Origin of the sequence: Paenibacillus barengoltzii NBRC 101215 (genome assembly GCF_004000745.1) — a bacterium.
GTDB lineage: Bacteria > Bacillota > Bacilli > Paenibacillales > Paenibacillaceae > Fontibacillus > Fontibacillus barengoltzii.
On sequence record NZ_BILV01000058.1, the window covers coordinates 1 to 22388 of the forward strand.

The 22388-nt window shown below is 56.3% G+C and carries 22 protein-coding genes; 4 read left to right on the plus strand and 18 right to left on the minus strand.

The window, feature by feature from the left end; translation table 11 throughout:
• Positions 1–376: 376 nt before the first annotated feature.
• Together PBA01S_RS16030 and PBA01S_RS16035 are read left to right on the plus strand one after the other, a co-directional pair.
• Positions 377–562 carry a hypothetical protein gene (locus PBA01S_RS16030; protein WP_009224602.1) on the plus strand — a complete coding sequence of 62 codons (186 nt, stop codon included), beginning with the start codon at positions 377–379 and terminating at the stop codon, positions 560–562.
• 15 nt (positions 563–577) lie between these two features.
• Positions 578–826, plus strand: a complete 249-nt coding sequence (locus PBA01S_RS16035; RefSeq protein ID WP_085170805.1) for a spore coat protein — start codon at positions 578–580, stop codon at positions 824–826.
• 72 nt (positions 827–898) lie between these two features.
• On the opposite strand, the gene PBA01S_RS16040 is transcribed toward PBA01S_RS16035, so the two are convergent.
• The 18 genes from PBA01S_RS16040 to PBA01S_RS16125 all read right to left on the minus strand — a co-directional run bounded on the left by PBA01S_RS16040 (position 899) and on the right by PBA01S_RS16125 (position 20728).
• On the minus strand, positions 899–1939 hold the full coding sequence (locus PBA01S_RS16040) for an LLM class flavin-dependent oxidoreductase (RefSeq protein WP_028538700.1): 1041 nt from the start codon (positions 1937–1939) through the stop codon (positions 899–901).
• A 51-nt stretch (positions 1940–1990) separates the two neighbouring features.
• Positions 1991–3457, minus strand: a complete 1467-nt coding sequence (locus PBA01S_RS16045; protein WP_127576331.1) for a DHA2 family efflux MFS transporter permease subunit — start codon at positions 3455–3457, stop codon at positions 1991–1993.
• Positions 3454–5529: an ABC transporter ATP-binding protein gene (locus PBA01S_RS16050; RefSeq protein WP_127576332.1), complete on the minus strand. Its 2076-nt coding sequence runs from the start codon at positions 5527–5529 to the stop codon at positions 3454–3456. Before PBA01S_RS16050 ends, PBA01S_RS16045 begins: the two co-directional genes overlap by 4 nt.
• A gap of 9 nt (positions 5530–5538) precedes the next feature.
• Positions 5539–6435 (minus strand): ABC transporter permease, encoded by an 897-nt coding sequence (locus PBA01S_RS16055; protein WP_036699952.1) that lies wholly within the window; start codon positions 6433–6435, stop codon positions 5539–5541.
• Between the two features lie 37 nt (positions 6436–6472).
• A complete protein-coding gene (locus PBA01S_RS16060) occupies positions 6473–7399 on the minus strand; it encodes an ABC transporter permease (protein ID WP_028538696.1) in 927 nt (308 codons plus the stop codon).
• Positions 7400–7423: 24 nt separating this feature from the next.
• The gene (locus PBA01S_RS16065; protein ID WP_009224595.1) at positions 7424–9082 is read right to left on the minus strand and encodes an ABC transporter substrate-binding protein; all 1659 of its coding nucleotides are present in this window, start codon (positions 9080–9082) and stop codon (positions 7424–7426) included.
• Positions 9083–9120: 38 nt separating this feature from the next.
• The gene (locus tag PBA01S_RS16070) at positions 9121–10479 is read right to left on the minus strand and encodes an LLM class flavin-dependent oxidoreductase (protein ID WP_028538694.1); all 1359 of its coding nucleotides are present in this window, start codon (positions 10477–10479) and stop codon (positions 9121–9123) included.
• Positions 10480–10614: 135 nt separating this feature from the next.
• Positions 10615–11187, minus strand: coding sequence for an NADPH-dependent FMN reductase (gene ssuE / locus PBA01S_RS16075; protein ID WP_009224593.1), 573 nt, complete (start codon positions 11185–11187; stop codon positions 10615–10617).
• A gap of 80 nt (positions 11188–11267) precedes the next feature.
• On the minus strand, positions 11268–12608 hold the full coding sequence (locus tag PBA01S_RS16080; RefSeq protein ID WP_127576333.1) for an LLM class flavin-dependent oxidoreductase: 1341 nt from the start codon (positions 12606–12608) through the stop codon (positions 11268–11270).
• A gap of 45 nt (positions 12609–12653) precedes the next feature.
• Positions 12654–13133: a DinB family protein gene (locus tag PBA01S_RS16085; protein ID WP_127576334.1), complete on the minus strand. Its 480-nt coding sequence runs from the start codon at positions 13131–13133 to the stop codon at positions 12654–12656.
• 85 nt (positions 13134–13218) lie between these two features.
• The gene (gene solA / locus PBA01S_RS16090) at positions 13219–14373 is read right to left on the minus strand and encodes an N-methyl-L-tryptophan oxidase (RefSeq protein WP_127576335.1); all 1155 of its coding nucleotides are present in this window, start codon (positions 14371–14373) and stop codon (positions 13219–13221) included.
• Complete coding sequence (locus PBA01S_RS16095) at positions 14370–15569, minus strand: amidohydrolase (protein WP_127576336.1); 1200 nt, start codon at positions 15567–15569, stop codon at positions 14370–14372. Before PBA01S_RS16095 ends, solA begins: the two co-directional genes overlap by 4 nt.
• 1 nt (position 15570) lies before the next feature.
• Positions 15571–16587, minus strand: a complete 1017-nt coding sequence (locus PBA01S_RS16100) for an LLM class flavin-dependent oxidoreductase (protein ID WP_127576337.1) — start codon at positions 16585–16587, stop codon at positions 15571–15573.
• A gap of 29 nt (positions 16588–16616) precedes the next feature.
• A complete protein-coding gene (locus PBA01S_RS16105) occupies positions 16617–17369 on the minus strand; it encodes an amino acid ABC transporter ATP-binding protein (RefSeq protein ID WP_127576338.1) in 753 nt (250 codons plus the stop codon).
• Positions 17366–18076, minus strand: coding sequence for an amino acid ABC transporter permease (locus PBA01S_RS16110; RefSeq protein ID WP_127576339.1), 711 nt, complete (start codon positions 18074–18076; stop codon positions 17366–17368). The genes PBA01S_RS16105 and PBA01S_RS16110 overlap by 4 nt, the downstream gene beginning before the upstream one ends.
• A complete protein-coding gene (locus PBA01S_RS16115; protein WP_009224585.1) occupies positions 18073–18858 on the minus strand; it encodes an amino acid ABC transporter permease in 786 nt (261 codons plus the stop codon). Before PBA01S_RS16115 ends, PBA01S_RS16110 begins: the two co-directional genes overlap by 4 nt.
• 30 nt (positions 18859–18888) lie before the next feature.
• A complete protein-coding gene (locus tag PBA01S_RS16120; protein WP_127576340.1) occupies positions 18889–19716 on the minus strand; it encodes a transporter substrate-binding domain-containing protein in 828 nt (275 codons plus the stop codon).
• Between the two features lie 103 nt (positions 19717–19819).
• Positions 19820–20728, minus strand: coding sequence for a LysR family transcriptional regulator (locus tag PBA01S_RS16125; RefSeq protein WP_127576341.1), 909 nt, complete (start codon positions 20726–20728; stop codon positions 19820–19822).
• A gap of 244 nt (positions 20729–20972) precedes the next feature.
• Here PBA01S_RS16125 and PBA01S_RS16130 point away from each other — a divergent pair, with 244 nt between their 5' ends.
• Both PBA01S_RS16130 and PBA01S_RS16135 read left to right on the plus strand, forming a co-directional pair.
• The gene (locus PBA01S_RS16130) at positions 20973–21518 is read left to right on the plus strand and encodes a GNAT family N-acetyltransferase (protein ID WP_127576342.1); all 546 of its coding nucleotides are present in this window, start codon (positions 20973–20975) and stop codon (positions 21516–21518) included.
• A 119-nt stretch (positions 21519–21637) separates the two neighbouring features.
• Positions 21638–22387, plus strand: coding sequence for a GTP pyrophosphokinase (locus tag PBA01S_RS16135; protein WP_127576343.1), 750 nt, complete (start codon positions 21638–21640; stop codon positions 22385–22387).
• Position 22388: the final 1 nt, after the last annotated feature.

The window sequence follows — 22388 nt, forward strand, 5'->3', positions numbered from 1 at the left end:
CAGTTAATTGGAATGCACTACCTCGCCTAGACATGATGATTCCACCTTTGAATTATATTTTCATAGATTGATATCCTGGTGCACGAATGGCCTCATTGGAATTAATCTAAATAATGCCTGCCTTTACATCTTTATTTTTAACGATTTTCCACAAAATCACAGTGACTATTTTAATAGTTCACATGGCACGGCATTTGTGATTCTGGTCACAAACTTGATAGCGCGCATGACACAAATGGCCTATTTCTCCCTAAAGTTCGTCACATTTTCTTCACAGACACGCCTCTTTTTTCCATGAAAAAATCAACTCCCCCGCATATTTGCGCAGGTTTCGCAAACAATAACCAGCGAATACCACCTGAAAGGAGCAAATGGCATGGCCCAAATCAATCAACAGGAGCTGCAAAGCTTGCGACACCTGATCGGCGCTCATGAAACGGCACATCAAAAAATGCTCGCCTACGCGCAGCAATCCGTGGATCCGCAAGTCAAAGCGTATTTTCAAAAATCAGCCCAGGACGCATTAAATACAAAGCAGCAGCTGATGTCATTTCTGAATTAGGAGGAGCTTTACACGATGATGCAGGATAAAGAAATGGTGAACGACGCGTTGTCCATGGTCAAAAGCAGCTTGACCACCTATTCCAGCGTCATTTCCGAATGTGCAAATCCCCAGTTGAGATCGACGATTCAGCAAATTCGGGACAACTGCGAGAAATCGCAATACGAGCTGTTCCAACTGGCTCGCTCCAAGGGATTCTACCAACCGGCGATGATGGCGGACGATCAAGAAGTGCAGCAAGTAAAATCGCAGCTGGGCGGCTGAGTGAAACCCCAGCTTGAGTGAACAGCAAAAAGAGCTTCTCCACCCCCTTTCGGGTGTAAAGAAGCTCTTTTTTTAAATTCCACGGTACAAGGGGTTTGGAATCTCCCGTTTCAAAACCGGCAGCACCTCTTCGGCAAACCGGTGAAGCTGCTCCCGCTGCTCGGCCTCACTTAATCCGTCCACGCTAATCCCCAGCACGGTATGTCCGAAGGCCTCGTGGTATTTCAGGATTTTCACGATAATCTGTTCAGCGCTGCCGATTAAGGCCGGTCCCCGTTCCACCATATCCTTTAGCGAGGTAAACGGCGATTGATTGTGCTTGGCGGCCTCCGTCCCGCTGAACGCCTCATAATAGGGTCTAAACCGCCGCAAGGCCTCCTCGGCCGTGTCCGCGAGATATAAACTTCCTGAACCGGCTCCCACCACCGCTTTGTGGGGATCATGGCCATAATAGACCAGTCGTTCGCGGTAATGATCGATTAAGGCTTTGTATTTTTCAAACGGGTGAAAAGAGTTCGAAGAAAAAATCGGCTCCCCGTACCGGGCGGCGAGCTCCGTCGACAGCGTGCTTGATGCGCTGCCGTGCCATACGGGGATTTCCGATTGGTGGGGTCTCGGAAAGGTCGTTACCTCTTGGAGCGGGGGCCGGTAACGGCCCGACCAGGTTACCTTCTCCTCCGTCCACAGCCGCTTCAGCAATCCGTATCGTTCGGCGAGCGACTCCCATTGCTCTTCTTCTGTGATGCCAAACAACGAGTAATGCCGGGGATCGTTGCCTTTGCCGATGATCATCGTCAGCCTCCCTCCGGACAAATGATCCAAGGTGGCATAATCCTCGGCGACCCGAACTGGGTCAAGCACGCTCAACACCGTAACGGTGGTGAGAAGGCGAATGCGGGTGGTCTGAGCAGCGATCGCGGTCAGGACCAACGGCGGTGAAGAAGAGAGAAAAGGTTCCCCGTGTCTCTCACCGATCCCATAAGCATCGAACCCCAGTTTTTCGGCGAGGATGGCCTGGTCGATCACATTTTGAAATTTTTGCTGCGCCGTCCACGCTTCCCCCGTTACCGCATTGGGAACATTCATCATCAAGCTGAACAAAGCAACTTTCATCAGGCTTTCGCCTCCTGCCGGGTTAATCAAAGTTACATTGGACTACTTTCCTCAGACAGAGCGTTTTAAAGCAGGAGCACCGGCATCTTGTGGCTGTCTCTTTCTACGGATCAGCCAAACAAGAGGAATCGCTGCGGCAATTAACCCGCTCGCCAGCCAAAAGGCATCTCCAATGCTCTGCGTATACGCCTCCCTGTACAACTGTTCTCGACTCAGCCCGTTAGCGTTAAGCTCGGCATGCATCCGGGCTTCATGGATCCCCAAACGGACGTAGAACACAGACGTGAACATCCCCAGCGATATGGAGCTAACGATCTGCCTCAGCCAGCTGAGCAGCGCCGAAGCATCTCCCGATTCCTGCTCGGACACCGCCCCCATCGCACTGCCGGTGGCTGGAGTGAGTGCAAACCCCGTACCGGCGTTACGAATGCATAACCAGATGATCACCGAAAGCAGCGTCGTCTCCGGATGAAGCCGGCTGAAATGCAGGTTGGCCGCCAGCAGCAGCAAGCTGCCCGCACCAACCAGCAGCGCGGGGCCACGGGAAGCGTATATTTTCCCTGAGAGGAAGGTCGCCAAGGTCAGGCACGCCGCAGCCGGAAGAAACAGCAGCCCGATATGGAAGGCGGACATTCCGCGGATTTCCTCGAGGAACAGCGGGATGAAATACACCCCGGAGTACAGGGCTACCGTAAGAATCAGGGTCAGACTTAAGCTTGCTGTAAAGGGTAAATTGCGAAATAACCGCAGATTCAACAGCGGCTCTGGGGTGCGTAACTCCACTCGCACAAACATTACGAAGGCTGCACCTCCGGCGATCAAGCACGCCCAGGTTAAGGGAGAAGCAAGCCCCCATTGATGCAAATTCCCGAACAGCAGCAGCATGGCCAGGCTTCCTCCGGTGGCAAGGAACAGCCCGGCGATATCTAATTTTCTTGATGCGTCGGCGCCTCCTGCAGACGGCAGCAGAACCTTCGCGGCGATCCAAGCGCCGATGCCGAGCGGCACGGTCACGAGAAAAATCAGATGCCAATCCACCTGCTGAAACCAACCGCTTAGCGAAGGTCCAATCGCTGTGGCCAGCACCGTGGAAAACGACCAGACGCTGACGGCCAGCGGTTGGCGTTCGCGCGGCAGCGTCTGATAAATCATCATCAGGGAGACCGGCTGGATCAGTCCGCAGAACAGCCCCTGCAGGATACGAAACCCGATCAGCGCCTGAACGTTCCACGAGATCGCGCACAGCAGCGAGGTCACGCTGATCCCTGCCAGCGACCACAGAAACACCCGTTTGCTCCCAAACCGAAGGCATACATATCCGCTGACCGGCGCGATCATGCCGCAGGCCAAGGAAAAGCCGGTAATCACCCACTGTACGGTATTCAGCTCGGCATGAAATATCCCGATAAAGCCGGGAAGCGAGACGTTTAGCGACACGACGTGATATACCCCGGCAAAGGACCCTAAAAACAACGTCAGGAGAATGGGCCAGAACCGGCGTTCAGTTCCAGTCCTCATAACGGAAAATGACAGGCCGCGTAATGGCCGCCTTCGAGCGGCCGAAGCTGCGGCTCCTCTTCCCGGCAGCGCGAGACGGCAAACGGGCAGCGGGTGTGAAACCGGCAGCCTGCCGGGGGATTCGCCGGGGATGGGATTTCACCGGTGATGCCGCGGGGAAGCTGCCCTTGCCCCTGTCCCTCGCCCGGGCGGCTCCGGGGAATGGAGTCGATCAGCGCCCGGGTATACGGGTGGGCCGGCCGAAGGAACAGCGATTCGCTTGGGGCAATCTCCACCAGCTTCCCGAGATACATCACGCCAATCCGGTCGGAAATATGCCGCACGACCTGCAGCCCGTGGGCGATAAACAGATAGGTCAGCCCCAGCTTCTGCTGCAGGTCCTGCAGCAGGTTGATGATCTGAGCCTGGACGGACACGTCCAGGGCCGAGACGGCTTCATCCGCTAAGATGAACTGCGGGTTCAAGGCGATAGCCCGGGCGATGCCGATGCGTTGCCGCTGCCCGCCGGAGAACTCATGCGGATACCGTTCGTCCCAAGATGGGTCCAAACCAACGAGCTCCAACAATTCGCGAACGCGCTCCTTGATTTCCCCAGAGGGCAAATCTCCGTGAACTTTGAGCGGTTCAGCGATGCTATCCCCGATTTTCCACCTCGGATCAAACGAGCCATAAGGATCCTGAAAAATCGTCTGCATATGGCGGCGGGCCGAACGCAAGGCTGCTCCGCTCAGTCGAGTAAGGTCCTCGCCGGCGAACAACACGCTTCCTGCCGTCGCTTTCTCCATCTGCAGCAGCACCCTCCCCAGCGTCGACTTCCCGCTGCCGGATTCGCCAACCAGGCCAAAGGTTTCCCCTTTCTTGATCGTAAACGTGACATCGTCTACGGCACGGATCAGCCGGTTCCGTTTCCCTAAGCCTCCGCCGTGAACGCGGTAATATTTGCGCAAATGCTCAGCGGCAAACAGCACCTCGCCTTCGTTTACATCAGTCGGTTCGGCCGTCGCGATGGGGCCTTCGCTCTCCGAGGAAGAGCTGCGTACGTGTATCGGGGCGGCTTCGATTTCCGGTTGCGCCGCAAGCCAGCTATCCTGCCGGACCAGCTCTTCCGAGTGCCAGCAAGCGGTTCGGCGGCCTTCTGCATCTGCCACTAAAGGCGGGGCTTCCCGAATACAGCTTTCCGTGGCGTAAGCGCAACGGGGATGAAACCGGCACCCGCTGGGCGGCTCGGCCAGGCTGGGAATCGACCCTTCGATGGAATGGAGCCGGGTCCCGCGGACGGTATCCAGCTTAGCGATGGAGCGGAGCAGTCCGCGGGTATACGGATGGCGGGGGAGTCGGAACAATTGCTCTGCCGGCGCCTCCTCCACGATTTCCCCGGCATACATCACCACAATACGGTCAGCGATATCGGCGGCAATCCCCAAATCATGCGTGATGAGCAAAATCGACATCCCGAACTCTTGCTGCAAGTCCTTAAGCAAGCTCAGAATCTGCGCTTGGATGGTCACATCCAATGCGGTTGTCGGCTCATCTGCGATCAGCAGGTCCGGGCCGCAGGACAGCGCCATCGCGATCATCGCCCGTTGCAGCATGCCGCCCGACAGTTCGCCCGGGTATTGCTTCAGCCGCAGCCTCGGCTCCGGAATGCCCACGCGTTCAAGCAGGCGAACCGCCCGCTCATCGGCCTCCCGCTTGGAGATCCGCTCATGCTGCAGGATGGTTTCCCGGATTTGCCGGCCGATTGTAAATACCGGGTCAAAGGCGGCCATCGGCTCTTGGAACACCATCGCCATCTTTTTTCCGCGAACCCGGCGAAGCTCCGCCTCAGACAGTCCCGTCAAATCGGTCCCGCCTAAGCGGAGGCTGCCGCCCGTGATCCTGCCGTTCTCATGATCGATCAAGCGCATAATGGCTTTGGAGGTGACCGTCTTGCCGCTTCCGGACTCGCCGACGAGGCAAACGGTTTCCCCTTCTCCGATCGTTAAGGTGACATCCCGAATCGCCTGGATCAGTCCGTTTCGGGTGCTGAAATCAACGGAAAGCTGCTGAATATCCAACAATGCGCTCCTCATGGCCCCCTCCTATCGCTGCGTAAGTTTTTTCGGATCCAGATGATCTCTCAGACGGTCCCCCAGTATATTGACTGCCAAGACAAACAAGGTAATCGCCAGCCCTGGAAAAGTGCAGATCCACCAAGCTACGGTCAGGTAACCTCTGCCCTGGGACAGCAGCGTCCCCCAGTCCGGGATTTCGCGAAGCACGCCCAGCCCGAGGAAGCTGAGACCCGATCCCGTCAGAATCGACGTGCCGATCCCCACCGCCGCCATGACCAGCAGCGGTGAAAGGGAGTTCGGCAGCACATGCTTCCAGAAGATCGACCAGGGCGAAGCGCCGATGGAGGCGGCGGCTTTCACGAACGTGCGGTTTTTAATGCTTAAAATTTGAGCTCGCATCACGCGGGCATATCCCGGTACGGAGGAGACGGCGACGGCCAGCACGATGTTAAACAGGCTGGGGCCAAGGGCCGCGGCGATCGCAAGCGCGAGCAGAATCCCCGGAATCGTCATCAGAATATCGTTGATTCGCATCATTACCGTATCCACCCATCCGCCCGCATACCCGGCGATGGCTCCGAAAGCTCCGCCGATCAACCCGCCGGTCAGCACGGAAGCCAGCCCGATAAAGAGGGAATCGCGGCTTCCATGCACGATCACGCTGAAGACATCCCTGCCGAAATAATCCGTACCCAACGGATGAGCCCGGCTGGGCGCTTGCAGGATACGGTCCGTCAGCATTTCCGTCGGAGCATACGGAGCGATCCAGGAAGGGACGATGGCGCATGCGACGATAAACAAGATGAATAATCCGGCCAACACCAGAAGCAGGTCATTGACCGAAAATCGGCCGGTTCGCGGCGCGGCCGAAGCTCCGGCTTTACGTTCGCGCCAGACGGTTTTGGAGAAGATCGCTTCTCTCACTCGATTTCCCTCCCGTTCATAAAGTACGTGAACCTCATTAAGTGGAGCGTCGGACTCGTGGATCGATGATCGCATAAGAAATGTCCACTAGCAGATTAACGAATACATAAATGGCGGCAGAAAACAGGATAACACCTTGAACCACCGGCAAGTCCTTGGCCATGATGGCGTCCGAGATCACCCTGCCGATGCCCTGCCGGGAAAATACGGTCTCGATCACGACCGTGCCGGCCAGCATCTCGCCGATCAGCATGCCAATCATCGTCACAGCCGGGATCAACGCGTTCCTGAGCGCATGCCGGTACATCACCGCGCGCTCGGTGAGTCCCTTGGATCGCAAGGTGACGATAAACTGCTCCCCAATGACATCGAGCATGCTGCTCCGAACCATCCGGAGGATAAATCCCGCCCCGACGGTGCCAAGTGCAAGGGCCGGCAGGACGAGGGTCCTCCAGCCGTCCGATCCCATCGCCGGGAACCAGCCCAGCGTAATCGAGAAGATCAGGATCAGCAGAATGCCCGACCAGAACGTCGGCATGGAGATGCCAAATAATCCGATGATCCGGGCAATAATGTCAATCGCCCGGTTGCGATGGATCGCCGAGAGAACGCCCAGCAGGATCCCGACAACGACGGACACGAAGGCGCTGGCCGCCGTTAAAGCGAGCGTAGCCGGCAAGCTCTCCACGATCTTGGGCAGCACCGGGTCCGAATTCAGCAGCGAGTTGCCGAAGTCTCCCCGGAATATACCGCCGAAATACCGCAGGAGCTGAACGTGGAACGGCTGGTCAACGCCAAGCTGGTGCCGTAAGGCCGCAATCGCCTCCGGCGTCGCCAGCGCGGGATCAATCATCGCGTCCGTCGGATCGCCGGGCAGGACGTACAAAATGGTGAAGACCAGCACCAGCGATCCGAAAATGACCAGCAACGAGGCGATCAGCCGCTGGAAGATCGTCCAAACCATTTTCCTAATGCAGCTCCCTTCGCGTTACTTCTTTAATGAAACGTCGTTAAACAACGGATAGCCGAGGGAATCGAATTTGATTCCTTGTACGGACTGGGATGCAGCTACGGTATAAGGGAACACATAGATCGGAAGAATGATCGCATTGTCGATAATGTAATGCTGCACTTTCTTGTACAGCTCCGCCCGTTTCGCGTCATCCTTCTCCACTCTTCCCTGCTCGAGCCACTCATCCACCTCTGGACTGTTCAGCCGCGACAAGGTGGGCTGTCCGTTCGGATCATAGGAATGGTAGAACGAATAGAGTGCGTTCGGATCAGAATTGACTTGGCTGTTTCCGTATAAATCGTAATCTCCGTTGGTATACACCACGGTCCGGACATCTTTGGTGATCTCCACCTCAACGGCGATGCCGATTTGCTTCAACTGCTGCTGAATGATCACTGCGATGTCGTTGCGTTTTTCCCGGTTCGGGGTTCCGTCGACGTAATGCAGGGTGAGCTTCTTGCCGTCTTTTTCCCGGATGCCGTCCGCTCCCTTCACCCATCCCAACTCATCCAGCAGCTGGTTGGCCTTCGTTAGATCAGGTTGAATCGAGTTCTCCAGCGAAGGATCGTAGCCAAACGTTCCCGGCGTCAGCGGTGACCAAGCCCGCTCGTAAGTGCCTAAGTACAAGGTCTTGACGATCGCATCCACATCAACTGCGAGCTGCACGGCTTGCCGGGCCTTCAGCTCATTCCAGGGGGCATGGTCCAGATTAAAAAATAACGTATACGGCAGGCCGACCGTATTGGTCTGGAGCAACTGCAGCTCGGCATGGTTCTTCAGTGCGATCGCATTCTGAGGCGGCACCGTTTCGGCAGCGAGCACTTGCTTGCTCTGCACGCTTCCGATCCGGGTCGCTTCCTCCGGAATGATACGAAAGTTCACGCTGTCCAGATAAGGCGCTCCCGGGTTGTCGACCAATTCAGGCGCCCAATGATAATCTGGATTGCGCTCCACCTGAATGCCGGCGTTTTCCTCCCATTTCACGAATTTATACGGTCCGGTTCCCACCGGGTGCTGTCCCAGCTGATCACCGTATTGCTTGGCTGCCGTCGGCGAGACGATGCCAAGCAGCGCCTGGCTGAGGTTGCCAAGGAACGCTCTGGACGGTGTCGAAAGGTTGAGCTTGACGGTGTACTCGTCAATTACCTCGGAGGATTCGTACGGCTGAAGCAAGGCAGCCGCATTCGCCGCTTTTGTGGCCGGATCGAGAATCCGGTCGAAGTTGAATTTAACCGCTTCGGCATTAAACGGGGTTCCGTCATGGAATTTGACATCCTCCCGGAGCTTGAAGGTATAGCTGAGCCCGTCCTCCGAAACCGTCCATTCCTTCGCCAGCCACGGCTTGATGGTATTGTCCGGCAGCTGGACGACCAGGCTGTCATAGATCGTGCGAAGGACCCGAACCGCTACGGCAAGCCCGCTGCGATGCGGGTCCAACGTATCGGGTGAGGTCGCCAGCGCATAAGTGAGTTCCCCGCCTTGTGCGGCAGCTGTTTGTTCGGCATCCGAGGCGGACGCCTCAGCCTTTGGGCTTTCTTGTGCGGTTGGATGGCTCCCGCAGGCCGATAGCAGCACCACCATCATCGTTGCCGCTGCGACGATGGATTTACTGCGCTTGGTTTTCATGATTCTCATGGCATCAACGCCCTCCCTGTGCTTAAACTAACGTTTGATCAGACATACCGAACGCTGCCGGCCTGTTGCAGCGCCCTCTGCGCCGTGTAACGGTTCACCGGCACAGGCAGCCCCAGATTGCCGCGAAGCGTATCCGCCTCATAATCGGTGCGGAACAATCCGCGTTCCTGCAGAATCGGCACGACCCATTCCACGAAATCTCTCAGCCCGCCCGGAACGCTTTCTCCGATAATAAAACCGTCCGCCGCCTGTTCCTCGAACCATTGCTGCACAATATCCGCAACCTTCTCCGGCGTGCCAAAGAACACCGTCCTTGGCGTCGCCTCCTGCAGCGCAACTTCCCGGAGCGTCAGGTTCTGCTCCTTCGCCCGTTTCTTGATACGTTCCGTTGTACTGCGGAAGCTGTTCGAACCGAAATCGCCCAGATCCGGGAACGGCTCATCCAGCGGATATCGGGAGAAATCATGGTGCTCAAAATACCGTCCAAGGTACTCCAGCGCTTTGTCCGGCGTCACCAATTCGGCGATTTCGCGGTATTTCCGCTCCGCTTCCTCCTCAGTCCGGCCAATGATTGGACCGATTCCCGGGAAGATCAGAATCTCATTAGGGGAACGCCCATTTTCGACGGCGCGCAGCTTCACGTCCTGATAGAACGCCTTGGCTTCTTCAAGCGTCTCCGGTCCGGTGAATACCGCGTCCGCCGTCTTGGCCGCAAGGTTGCGGCCGCTTTCGGAGGAGCCGGCTTGGAACACGACTGGTTGGCCCTGCTTGGAACGCGCGATGTTTAACGGGCCCTGTACGGAGAAATACTCGCCCTCGTGATTCAACCGATGCATTTTGGACGGGTCGAAGAAAACCCCGCTCTCCTTGTCGCGAATAAAAGCGTCATCCTCCCAGGAGTCCCACAGGCCTTTGATGACCTCCAAATATTCCTCGGCGATTCGGTATCGCTCAGAATGCGAGGGGTGCGGTTTGCCGCCAAAATTGAGGGCCGTCCCTTCCAAAGGTGAAGTCACAACGTTCCAACCGGCCCGCCCTTTGCTAATATAGTCGATCGACGCGAACTGCCGGGCGACCGTAAAGGGCTCGCTGTACGAGGTCGACAGCGTTCCGACCAGGCCGATCCGTGAAGTTACAGCGCCAAGCGCAGACAAGATCGTAATCGGCTCGAACCGGTTCAGAAAATGCGGGATCGATTTTTCATTGATGTAGAGACCGTCCGCAATGAATACAAAATCGAATTTTCCGTTTTCAGCGATTTGCGCCTGTTGCGTATAAAAAGCAAGGCTTACGCTGGCATCCGAAGGAATCTGCGGATGCCTCCACGCCGTATGGCTGCTCCCTACGCCATGAATCGCGGCTCCGAACCGGAGCTGTCTATTGGAATGGGAACCCATTGTTCACTCCACCTTTGTTTAATTTAGAAATTATGACACTCTAATCAATCATTAACTCATATGTTTAGTCGGCATTAGTGCAGCACAGAATCCCGTGAGGCTCTCCTTCACCTTCAGGCACATCGCCTTCTGAATTTACACAACCTGGCCTTGCTTCTGCTCCTCTGCCCCAAGCCGATAACGGGCCAGTTCCCGGTTCAGCTCGGCTACCTCCTCGTCCAGCCGCACCCGAAGCTGCTCTTCCAGCGCAAACCCGCCGTTCTCCAACCGGCTAACCCATTGATCGACGGCAAATACACCGCTGAGAATATGAGTTCCGCCAAGCGCCGCAACCACCGGCTTCAACGCGTAATCCACCGCCAGCAAATGGGCAATCGTCCCGCCGATGAACAGCGGCAGCACTACTTTGCCTTGGAGCCCTTTTTGCGGGATCAAATCCAGGATCGTCTTCAGCGCGCCCGAATAAGACGCTTTATAGACCGGGCTGGCGATGATGACGGCATCGGCCGCTTCAACCGCTGCGTTCAGCTCCTTCACAACCTCGCTGTTGAAATTCGCCCGGAGCAAATCCTCCGCCGGCAGCTCTGCCGCCGAGAACCAATCGATGGAATTGCCCGCTTGGGTCAACTTCTCCTGTACGTAATCCGTTAATCCGAACAACCGTGAACCTAAGGTTGGACTCCCAGCGATAATAACGATTTTGCTCATAATTTGATCTCCTCCTATTCGTGATCCATCTCCTGATACTGCAAAACTAACGGCACCACCTCAGCATGCCGATACCCGCCTCAGGATTTAGCCGCTACCGCTTTACGCTCCAGCGTATATCGGTTCTCCGGAAACGGCAGGCCCAGGTTGCCGCGCAGCGTATCGCTTTCGTATTCAGTCCGGAACAGGTCGCGCTCCTGCAGAATCGGTACGACCAGATCCACAAAATCCTCCAGTCCGTTCGGAACGGCAGCGGTAATCATAAACCCGTCGGCTGCGCCTCCCTCGAACCAGGCCTGAATCCGGTCTGCGACCTGCACCGGCGTCCCGATAAATCCGCCGCGCGGCGTTGCGACTTGAAGCGCCACTTGTCTTAACGTCAACCCTTTTTCCTTGGCGTCTTTTTTGATTTTATCCGTGCTGCTTTGGAAGCTGTTTTTGCCCAAATCCCCGACATCCGGGAACGGCTCATCCAGCGGATATTGGGAGAAATCATGATGCTCGAAGAAACGGCCCAAATAGTCCAGCGCATTCTCGATCGTCACCAGGCTGGCGACCTCTTGATATTTGCGTTCCGCTTCCTCCGGCGTACGGCCAAGGATCGGGCTGATCCCCGGAAAGATCAGGACTTCCTCCTGATTCCGTCCAAACGATGCGGCGCGGGACTTCACATCTTGGTAGAAAGCTTGCGCGTCCTCGATCGTCTCATGCCCGGTGAACACGGAGTCCGCGTGCTTGGCTGCGTAATTTTTGCCGACCTCAGAGGAGCCCGCCTGGAAGATCACGGGTTGCCCTTGCTTAGAGCGGGCGATGTTCAGCGGCCCCTTCACCGAGAAGAATTCTCCGACGTGGTTCAGCGTGTGCATTTTTTCCGGATCAAAAAATACCCCCGTCTCCTTATCCCGCACAAATGCGTCGTCCTCCCACGAATCCCACAGACCGCGGACCACCTCCAGAAACTCGGTGGCAATCCGGTAACGTTTGGCATGGTCCGGATGCTCCTTCTTCCCGTAGTTCAGCGCCGAGCCTTCCAACGGGGAGGTTACGACGTTCCAGCCTGCGCGCCCGCCGCTGATCATGTCCAAGGAGGCGAACTGCCGGGCAACGGTAAACGGCTCGCTGTACGAAGTGGACAACGTTCCGACCAGACCCACATGCTTGCTGACCGCCGCCAGGGCGCTGAGGAGCGTTAAGGGCTCAAAGCGGTTCAGGAAATGGGGGATCGATTTCTCCGTGATGTATAAGCCGTCCGCAATAAATACCAGGTCGAATTTGCCGGCCTCCGCCTTTTGCACCCAACGTTTATACACGTCGATATTCACGCTGGCATCCGCCTGCACATCCGGATGACGCCACAGGGAGGTTCCTCCTCCTACCCCGTGCAATAATGCGCCTAATTTGAGTTGTCTTGGTTTCGCCATGATCTCGTTCCTCCTTATCGTTTGGGTATCGTTCGTTTCCTAGCCTTAGCTCTTGCTTAGGGCAAACCCGGCTGCTTGTTTGATTCGATCGATTTGCCCCATATGACGTTGGACGTGGTTGGTAAAGCCCTCGACAATATCCTTGATGGAGACAGTTTCTCCCTTGGCGTTCACGCCGGTTTTCTCCAAGTCGGCCGCATCCAGGCGGCTTAACAGCAGGCTGTTGTACAAAAGCAACGCATGAAAGGCCTGCAGCACATCGGAGACTTTACCTGCGTTGGAATATTGCCCGCTGATCCAGGCGTCTTGGTTAAAAGCCGGCAGCCGCGCCTCCGTTCCCGCCAGAATATCCCGGATCCGAAAAGAGACAACGATACTGTGATCCACCAAGTGGGTTAATACCTCCAGTACGCTCCAGCTCTCCGGCTTTGGCTTCCAAGTGGTCTGCTCCTCGCTGAGGCCATCAATGGCCGTAACGAGCTGTCCATGTGTATTCAAAAAAGCTTCAAAATTTACTTTAGTCATGCCATCCCCTCCGATTCCAAATTAAGCTTCTTCCCGAACTCCCTGCTACGCCAACTGGCCCAATCAGGTCCAGCGCCAAATCTCTCTACTTCGCCAACTGGCCAAAACGATCCAGCGCAAACGGCCGCAGCGAGTCATCCGTCTTCCCTTTTTCAACCAAGTCCGCAAGCCGCTCCCCAATCACGCTGGCAAATTTGAAGCCGTGTCCGGAAAAACCGCCCGCCACCCAAACCTGCGGGTGCTCTGGATGCCGGTCGATGATAAAATCCTCATCCGGCGACATCTCGTATTTGCAGACCGCGCCTTGCTTTAGGCGGCCGGCCGCCCCCGGCATATAGGCTGACAGCACGCGGCGCAAATCCGCTTCATCCTCGGGACGGCTTCCGAAAGGCGCCAACGTCTCCCCCGGGGTCCAGGGGATTCCGCCGTCATGGCGGCCGATCTTAAGACCGGCTCCGCCGATGTTCGGGAACCCGTAATACCCGCCTTCCGGCGTCCCCAATGTAAACCCGGGAAAACGTCCCGCGTCGAAGCCAGGACCGGTTGTCTCGAACCATCCGACCACCTTGCGCACGGCGCGAATGGGAAGGTTGACGAACGGGGCGAGCGTGCTGAACCATGCCCCGGCAGTAAGCAGAACGGCCCCGGCATGAAACTTGTCGTCCGCGGTATAAACCGTCACGCCGCCTGCTCCGCTGTGTACCTTCAAATCCCGCACGATGGCGTACGTCAGCAGCTCCGCGCCTTGCGCCAACGCCAGCTTGCGATACGCCTCCACACATCGCTCGCTGTACAAGTACCCGGCGTCCGGCTCATACATCGCCTCAAACGAATCCGGGATCGTCAGCTCTGGCCAGCGGGCGCGGATTTCTGCCGCATCCAGCCATTCCGTACGGACGCCCAGCGCCTCCGATTGCGCAATTCGCTCCTTAAAGGAATAGATGGTGCGATCCGCGATATTCAGCACGCCGGACGGCTCCAGCAGCCGAGTTCCGGTCAGCTCCTCCACTTCATTCCATAAGCGGTGGGCGCGAACCGCCAATTCCGTATACACGGGATCTCCGCTGTAAGCATGCCGGATCAGCCGGGGTTCGCCGTGATGGCTGCCTTCCCGGTGCGGCGGATCAAATGCATCGATCAGCAGCGTTCGCAGCCCCTTACGGGCCAAATAGTACCCGGCGCTCATCCCCATGGAGCCTGCGCCAACGACGATGACGTCATAAACGGCGGGCGTGCTCATCGGGACGCGCCTTCCTTCCGGCGGTTATCCCGTGCCAGCTCCTCCAATGCCAGCTCCGCCAGCTTCGTGAAGAAGCCGATGCTTACCGGAATCGCCCGCTCGTCAAGATCAAAGGCTGGATGATGCCATTCCTGCGGCCCATCCGTCCCCATAAAGACGAAGAGCCCCGGAACTTCCCGTTGATACCACGAAAAATCCTCTCCTGCCGGCGACGGAACCGGCATGATGCCCTGATACCCCGCCGCCTCTGCGGCCGCCAGCCCAAGCTCCGCCAGCTTGGGATCGTTCAGCACGGGCGGCGGCCCTTCGATCCAGCGGACGGAAGCTGTCGTGCCAAATGCAGCCGCCACTCCTTGAACCACCTCTTCGAAGCGCTGTAGCACCCGCCGCCGCACCTCTTCATCAAAGGTGCGGATCGTGCCCTCCAGCAGCGCTGTTTCAGGGACGACGTTCCATGCCGTGCCGCTGTGGAGCTTCGTGACGCTGATGACGGCACTCTCCAGGGAGCCGACGTTCCGGCTGATAATCGATTGCAGCACCGTCACGAGATGCGCGGCGGTGACGATCGGGTCGTTGCCGGCTTCCGGCACGGCGGCGTGGGTCCCCCGTCCCGCGACCTCTACAACAAAGCCATCGGCGGCGGCCATAAGCGCGCCGCTCTTGATCCCGATCGTCCCGACGGGAAGATCGGGCTTATTGTGCATGCCGAAGATCGCCTGCACCCCATCGAGCGCCCCGCTGGCGATGACTTGCCGCGCGCCTTTGGCCTTCTCTTCGGCTGGCTGGAAGATCAGCCGGACCGTGCCCTTCAGCTCTGCCTCCCGCGCTTTCAACGCATACGCCGTACCGATCAGGGCGGCAGTATGGAAATCATGCCCGCAGGCGTGCATCTTGCCGGGATTCGCCGAAGCAAACGGGAGTCCCGTCTCCTCCTGAATCGGCAGTGCGTCGATATCCGCCCGAAGCGCGATGACCGGCCCGCCCTGGAGCCCGCCAACCTCGGCTACCAGCCCCGTTGTCAGCGGAATGTCCAGGATCCGGATGCCCGCTTCCTCCAGCCAGCCGCGAATTTGACGGGTCGTCTCGAACTCTTCGTTTGACAGTTCCGGGTACCGGTGCAACTCCCGGCGAATCTCTACGAACCGCTCTGCCGCTGTACCGGACAACTCTTGAGTCGTATAAGTATCGTTAGACATGTTACGCCTCCACCGTCACTTCGACTAATGCTTCGCGAAGCAGCTCAAAGGAGCGGACTCGCTTCTCGAAAGGCGTGATATTGCTGGTGACAATCACTTCCTCGATGCCGGTGTCCTTCTGCAGCGCGAACAGCTGCTCCCGGACCGTTGCCTTGGTCCCTTTAACAATCCAAGGCTCCTGCTCCTCGATCGTATAGGGCTCTCCGGCCTGACGGCCGAACTCTTCCGCTTGCTCCCGTGTGCCAAGCGTCACCAATTTGCCGCTGGCGAGCCGCACCTTCACAACCTTCTGATTGCCGGCAAGCTCGGCGGCTTCCGCTTCAGATTCGGCGACGATGACGGACAACGCCAGGATGACTTGAGGCTCGGTACCGTGGGACGCCTCAAATCTCTCCCGGTAGGTTTGGATCGCCTTGAGCGCAATCGCCGGATCCCCGTTAATAAACAAGGAAAACACATAAGGCAAGCCTAGTCCTGCAGCGATTTGCGCACTATCCACGCTCGCCCCAAGCACGTAGAGCTCAGGAGCCTCCGCCGGGAGCGGGGCCGCGCGCAATCCGGCCAGCGGATGGTCCGCCTCCAGGCGGTTCTGCACGTATTTGCGCAGCTCCACGATTTTGTCTGTCAAGGTCGCCGATTCCCTTACGCCTTGCTGCAAAGCCTGCGTGCTCTTCGGCAAACCTCCTGGAGCCCGGCCAACGCCAAGGTCGACCCGCCCCGGCGCCAGAGAAGCCAGCACGTTGAAATTTTCCGCCACCTTATACGGGCTGTAATGCTGGAGCATCACGCCGCCGGAGCCGATCCGGATCGTGCTCGTTTTCGCCAGAAGGTAGGAAATCAGCACCTCGGGCGAGGAACCGGCCACCTGCTCCGAATCATGATGCTCAGACACCCAAAACCGCCGGAACCCCAGCTCCTCGGATTTGCGGGCCAGCGATACGGTATGCTTAAACGCCTGCTCCGCACTCTCCCCCGGGTAAACCGGGCTTTGATCCAACACGCTAATCGTGAGTCCCATCTCTCTTTCGCCTCCTAAATCCTAAATGCTTAAATGCTATAGCTCGGCTCAGGGGTAATCCGTTTCAGAAACTGCTTCGTCCGCTCTTCACGCGGATGATACAGCAACTCCGCCGGGCTCCCTTCTTCCACGATGACGCCGCCGTCCATAAATACGGCGTGGTTGGCCACATCCCGGGCAAACCCCATCTCATGGGTCACGACGATCATCGTGATCCCTTCCTTGGCAATCTTGCGAATGACCTCCAGCACTTCGCCAACCAGCTCCGGGTCCAGCGCCGACGTAGGTTCGTCAAATAAAATAACCTCCGGCTCAAGCGCCAGTGCTCGGGCAATGCCCACCCGCTGCTGCTGGCCTCCGGACAGCTGGCTTGGATAAGCGTCCAGCTTACCGGCCAGCCCCACCTTCTCCAGCAAAGCGATGCTGCGGGCTTTGGCTTCTTCCTTGGGTATTTTTTTGACGATCACCAAGCCTTCCATCACGTTCTCCAGCGCCGTCTTGTGCCGAAACAAGTTATATTGCTGAAACACCATCGCCGTCTTTTGCCGGAGGGTATGAATGTCTTTCTTGGTCGCGCGGCTGCAGTTCACCCGGTAATCGCCGATGGCAATCTCGCCGCCGCTGGGCTTCTCCAGATAGTTGATGCATCGCAGCAGCGTCGTTTTGCCGGAGCCGCTTGGTCCCAGAATGACTACGACATCGCCTTGGTTCACCGTCAGATCAATCGATTTTAAGACCTGCTGGCGCCCAAAAGACTTGGATAATTGACGAAGCTGAATCATGCCACTCCCCCCCGATTGTAAAGTTGGATTCGTTTCTCGAGCCGCGCCGTGAGCCGTTCGATCAGGACGGTCAGCCCCCAGAAAATCAACGCCGCTGCAACATAGGCCTCAAAAAACTTCCAGTTGGTCGAGGCAACGATTTGCGCTTTCGCGTTAATATCCACGACGGATACGGTAAAAGCCAGCGTCGACCCGTGCAGCATCCCGATCGCCGAGTTGGACAGGTTCGGCAGGCTGAACGCCAGCGCCTGGGGGAACACGATCCGCCGCAGCGCCTGAAACGTCGTCATCCCGATGGAATAGGCTGCTTCGAGCTGCCCGCGGTTCACCGCCAGCAGCCCCGAGCGGACGACCTCGGACATATAAGCCCCGGCCGTGATAGAAAAGGAAATATAGGCAAAAGCAATCATCGGAATGGAGGCGGACTTAAAGCCCCAGCCGAACCCCTCCGATAAGCCGTCAATAATGACCGGCAACCCGAAGTAAATCAGCAATAAGTGCGTCAGCATGGGCGTTCCGCGAATAAAGGTGACATAAGCGGTGGAGATTTGCCCCAGCACAGGAACCCGATACAGCCGGAACAGCGCGGTGATCACGCCAATGACAAAGCCAACCGAGACGGACACGGCAGTGATCATTAAGGTGGTGGGAATCGCCGATAACAGCTGAACGAAGGCCGTCCAGATAAACGAAGGGTCGATTTTCATAGTTTTGCGCCTCCTTTTTCTGCGCCGAGCCCAACAAACATGCCTCTCAGCGACGGCTTCCGCTCGATCCGAAATCTCCTTCTCTCCGCTCCATCCGGCTGCTCATGCTTCAGCAAACGCCGTTCGGCGGCCCGCAGCAGCTTCTCTAATGTGAAGCTCACGACCAAATAGATGAACGCCAGAGCCAAATACGCTTCAATAAAATGCTGAGTAAGCGCGCCAAGCGTCTGGGCTTTGCCGGTGAGTTCCATGACGCCAAGGGTAAACGCCAGCGAAGTATCCTTCAACAAGGCAATCACCATATTGGAGAAGACCGGCACCGCCACCGCCAACGCTTGCGGCAATACAATTCGGGTGAATGCTTGATGCCCCTTCATCCCGATCGCATAGGCTGCTTCGACCTGTCCCCGATCCACGGCCGTCACCGAAGCGCGGATCATCTCCGACATAAAGGCTCCGGTATGCAGGCCGTAGGTCAAAATGACGAAGAACAACACGGGCGCTCGGGAGATATCCAGGTGGACCAGCTTCAACAGCTCCGGCAAGCCATAGTAGAACAGGAACAATTGGATCAAGATCGGCGTCCCTCTGAAAAAAGAGACATATACCTTCGAAAACTGCTGCAACACCGGAATCCGATACAGCCGGGGGAACGCGATCACAAACCCGACGATCATTCCCGTCAGCAGCGACCCGCCCACAATCAGCAAGGTGACGCCCAGCGTCGACCACAGCTTCGAAAAGGCGCTGATCACGAAAGAAAAATCAAACGGTGCCCCCATGAAAATCTCCCTCCTTTCCCGCCTTGTTGATTAGCTAGTGAAGTCTTCTCCCAGCCATTCCTTGCTCAGCTTGCTTAAGGTTCCATCCGCCTTCAATTCCTTGATGACCCCGTCGATCGCATCCGCCAGCTTCTGTCCCTCCGGATCGTCTTTGCGGAAGACGAAGAGAATATCGGCTTGTGACAGCTCCTCCCCGGTCGTCTTCAGCTTGCCTTGGGGATCGATCAGCGACAGCGAGAAGTCCGCTCCCAATGTGGCTTCGACGCGGCCGGAAGTGATTTGGCTGACCGTATCGTTGGCTGCACCGCTCTGGTACACGATCTCGATAGCATTGTTATTTTCCTTGTTGTAGTTCTCCAAAATTTGTGCCTGCGCGCTGGTTGGTGAGGTCAACACCTTCTTCCCCTTCAAATCATCCAAGGAATGAATCGTATTGTTGTCTTTCGCGACGATGATCTTATTTCTCCAGTGCGCGTAGGGCTCTTTGTTAAACAGGTATTTCTCGGACCGCTCCGGGTTCTTCTCCATCTCATGAGCGACAAAATCGATCTTCTTCGTCTCCAAGCTCAGCAGCAGGTTGGAAAACTCCTGGGTATGGAACTCGAATTCATATTCCTCAAGACGCTGATCGATCTCGCGGACCAGCTCAACGTCAAATCCGGTTAATTTCCCGTTCTCGTCGATAAAGCATACTTTCGGAAAGCCTGTGCCCGTCCCTACGATGATTTTCTTCACTTCCCCCGTGTCCGCACTCGCCGCCGTATCCTTCGCTTCCGTCCCGCCGGACGCTCCCGCTCCGCATCCTGCCAGCGCCCCCGCTAACACCAGTACGGCCGCTGCACTTAACCATCTCTTCATGTCTCTAACCCCTTCCTTATTCACGGTGATCTTTGTTTTACAATCCCTATAAGTTTAGTCAGGATTATGTTGACACTACTTTACTGTGATTTTTGTTACACGTCTAATCGAGTTTTTCTATGGGTACATGCAAATCGTCGATAGGAGAAGCGCCTAGCTCTAACAAAGCGTCCAAAAACACGTTGTTTTCACCGCTGAGGGAGATAAGGTGGGTTTGTAAAGAAACGCCTGCCGTCTCAAGGATGTCTACCGGCACGAGGATTCCCTCCTGCACTTCTTGTCTGGCGGACAACCCAGGGAGAAAGCAGATGCCGGCCCGGCTGATCACAAGCTTCTTCGCAGTCTCGGCATTATCGACTTGAAACACGATGTTTGGCGGCTGCTCCAGGCTTTCGAACGCGCGGTGAATTCGCATCCAGTCGAGGGAGCCGCATTCGAAGAACACCAGCGGTTCCCGCCGGATGTCGCGGATGGATGCACTTCCGGCAGCGGCAAGCGGGTGATCCTTATACACGTATAGCCGGATCGGATCATCATAGAAAGGATAGGATTGGAACGACGGACTCATCTGCTTGCGTGCAAATGCCACATCGATTTCCTTGGCCGCCAGCTTGCCTGCCAGAACGTCAGTCGGACCGGTTGTCACCTTGAAGTTGATCAGCGGAAAGCGTTGATGCAGAAGCACGAGCAGGTGCGGCATTAAATAGTTGGACACGGAAACGGTGCTGCCAATCCGAAGCTCCTCAGGGGTACCCGACCGGGAATGGAGATGATGTTTTCCCTTTTGGTAGATCTGGAGGATTTGCTGGGCATAAGGCAGAAATTGTTTTCCCTTCTCCGTCAGCTGGATTTGTTTCCCCAAGCGATCGAACAATCGGCAATCCAGCTCCCGCTCCAGCGATTGAATCCGCGCGGTCACCGTCGGCTGCGAAAGAAATAACACCTCCGCCGCTTTGTTGAAGCTGCCGTAGTGATTGATGTATACAAACGCCTCAATATGATCGATGTTCAAAAAGATCCCTCCCCTAATTACTCTATATTTCTTACTATACCAATCTACATAGGCGGTTTTATTGAAATTATCCTTAATCTTAGGGAGCCCGCCACTTTTTGTCAATCGTTCGATATAGAATTTTTTAATGTCTGTGTAAATATTTTTATATTCCGATGCGGTTAGTCGGTATTTAGTCTATACTGATTTCACTTCACCTGATTGGGATGTTAAATGAATTACTTCGATAAGGAGTGTTGGAGAGATGAGCCGTTTAGAGCAGGAAGTGTTAATCCGGGATGCCCGGGAGGATGAACGGGAACAAATTGCCAAGGTGATGCTGGAAGCTTACCGGCAATATGCGTTTGATATGCCCCGTGAGCGGTGGGAGGAATATCGCGAGAACATCCGAAGCTCTGTCTACGGCAACGGCCCTTATGCCCGCCTTGTCGCCGAGCTTAACGGAGACATCGTGGGCAGCGTGCAGCTGTTCCTGAACTCGGAAGCGGCCTATGGGAGATCGGACCTAGGCATCCAATCCCCCATCATCCGGCTGCTCGCCGTATCCCCCTATGCCCGCAGACGCGGAATTGCAAAGCAGCTTATTCGTGAGGCCGCCCGCCGATCCCTGGAGCTGGGCGCCCGCACGCTGTACCTACATACGTCGGACATGATGGCCGCTGCGGTGAAGCTGTATGAGAGCCTCGGATTCGAACGGGCTTACGAAGCTGATACGACCAATGGGGAGACCCTGGTCAAATCGTATAAGATCCAATTGACGGACGCGTTGCCCCTGCTGCAAACCTCGTAAGTACAATCAATCAGGGGCGTTCGCTCATGATATCCCCCTTTCTGGCATCTGGCCTGTCTCCTAAGCTATAATGGAAATGGAAATCATGTGATGAACAATGTTAAAGGATGGAGCCCCTAATGATAAATCAATCTTTTGTGAACCCCTTAGAGCAAATGAAGGCCATGCAGAAGTCGTTGACCCGATTTATGATGATGTACAAATTTGCTCTCCACGAGGTGGAGACAAAAATCGAAATTTTGCAGGAGGAGTTTCAGCTTCTCCACGACTACAATCCGATCGAGCATACGAAGTCTAGAATCAAATCTCCGGAAAGCATCATGAAGAAGCTGTACCGCAAAGGCGGCGCTTCCTCCTTAGAGGATATCAAGCGCAGTATCCGCGACATCGCCGGCATTCGCATCACCTGTTCGTTTATCTCGGACATTTACCGGATCAGCGAAATGCTGCAGGCGCAGAAGGACCTGAAGATCCTTACGATCAAAGATTACATCAAGAACCCCAAGCCGAACGGATACAAAAGCCTGCACATGCTGGTCGAAGTGCCGGTGTTCATGTCAGACGGCGAGGAAATGGTGTGTGTCGAAATTCAGATCCGCACCATTGCCATGGATTTCTGGGCCAGTCTGGAGCACAAAATTTTCTATAAATACAACGAGTCCGTACCGGATCGTCTGCTCCAGGATCTCAAGAACGCCGCCGACACCGCCTACGAGCTGGACTTGAAAATGGAACAGCTGCAGCAGGAAATGGAGGAAATCAAGCACGCTCACCAAGTCGAAGCCTCCGAAGAGTTCCAGTTGCTCATCGACAACCAGAAGTTCAACATTCCGCAGAAGCTGCTGAAGTTGTTGTCGGGCGGGGAATGAG

Coding starts and splice junctions, on each gene's coding strand:
- PBA01S_RS16030 (WP_009224602.1), top strand. CDS start 377: ATGGCCCAAATCAATCAACAGGAGCTGCAAAGCTTGCGACACCTGATC.
- PBA01S_RS16035 (WP_085170805.1), top strand. CDS start 578: ATGATGCAGGATAAAGAAATGGTGAACGACGCGTTGTCCATGGTCAAA.
- PBA01S_RS16040 (WP_028538700.1), bottom strand. CDS start 1,939: ATGAAAGTTGCTTTGTTCAGCTTGATGATGAATGTTCCCAATGCGGTA.
- PBA01S_RS16045 (WP_127576331.1), bottom strand. CDS start 3,457: ATGAGGACTGGAACTGAACGCCGGTTCTGGCCCATTCTCCTGACGTTG.
- PBA01S_RS16050 (WP_127576332.1), bottom strand. CDS start 5,529: ATGAGGAGCGCATTGTTGGATATTCAGCAGCTTTCCGTTGATTTCAGC.
- PBA01S_RS16060 (WP_028538696.1), bottom strand. CDS start 7,399: ATGGTTTGGACGATCTTCCAGCGGCTGATCGCCTCGTTGCTGGTCATT.
- PBA01S_RS16065 (WP_009224595.1), bottom strand. CDS start 9,082: ATGAGAATCATGAAAACCAAGCGCAGTAAATCCATCGTCGCAGCGGCA.
- PBA01S_RS16070 (WP_028538694.1), bottom strand. CDS start 10,479: ATGGGTTCCCATTCCAATAGACAGCTCCGGTTCGGAGCCGCGATTCAT.
- ssuE (WP_009224593.1), bottom strand. CDS start 11,187: ATGAGCAAAATCGTTATTATCGCTGGGAGTCCAACCTTAGGTTCACGG.
- PBA01S_RS16080 (WP_127576333.1), bottom strand. CDS start 12,608: ATGGCGAAACCAAGACAACTCAAATTAGGCGCATTATTGCACGGGGTA.
- PBA01S_RS16085 (WP_127576334.1), bottom strand. CDS start 13,133: ATGACTAAAGTAAATTTTGAAGCTTTTTTGAATACACATGGACAGCTC.
- solA (WP_127576335.1), bottom strand. CDS start 14,373: ATGAGCACGCCCGCCGTTTATGACGTCATCGTCGTTGGCGCAGGCTCC.
- PBA01S_RS16095 (WP_127576336.1), bottom strand. CDS start 15,569: ATGTCTAACGATACTTATACGACTCAAGAGTTGTCCGGTACAGCGGCA.
- PBA01S_RS16100 (WP_127576337.1), bottom strand. CDS start 16,587: ATGGGACTCACGATTAGCGTGTTGGATCAAAGCCCGGTTTACCCGGGG.
- PBA01S_RS16105 (WP_127576338.1), bottom strand. CDS start 17,369: ATGATTCAGCTTCGTCAATTATCCAAGTCTTTTGGGCGCCAGCAGGTC.
- PBA01S_RS16110 (WP_127576339.1), bottom strand. CDS start 18,076: ATGAAAATCGACCCTTCGTTTATCTGGACGGCCTTCGTTCAGCTGTTA.
- PBA01S_RS16115 (WP_009224585.1), bottom strand. CDS start 18,858: ATGGGGGCACCGTTTGATTTTTCTTTCGTGATCAGCGCCTTTTCGAAG.
- PBA01S_RS16120 (WP_127576340.1), bottom strand. CDS start 19,716: ATGAAGAGATGGTTAAGTGCAGCGGCCGTACTGGTGTTAGCGGGGGCG.
- PBA01S_RS16130 (WP_127576342.1), top strand. CDS start 20,973: ATGAGCCGTTTAGAGCAGGAAGTGTTAATCCGGGATGCCCGGGAGGAT.
- PBA01S_RS16135 (WP_127576343.1), top strand. CDS start 21,638: ATGATAAATCAATCTTTTGTGAACCCCTTAGAGCAAATGAAGGCCATG.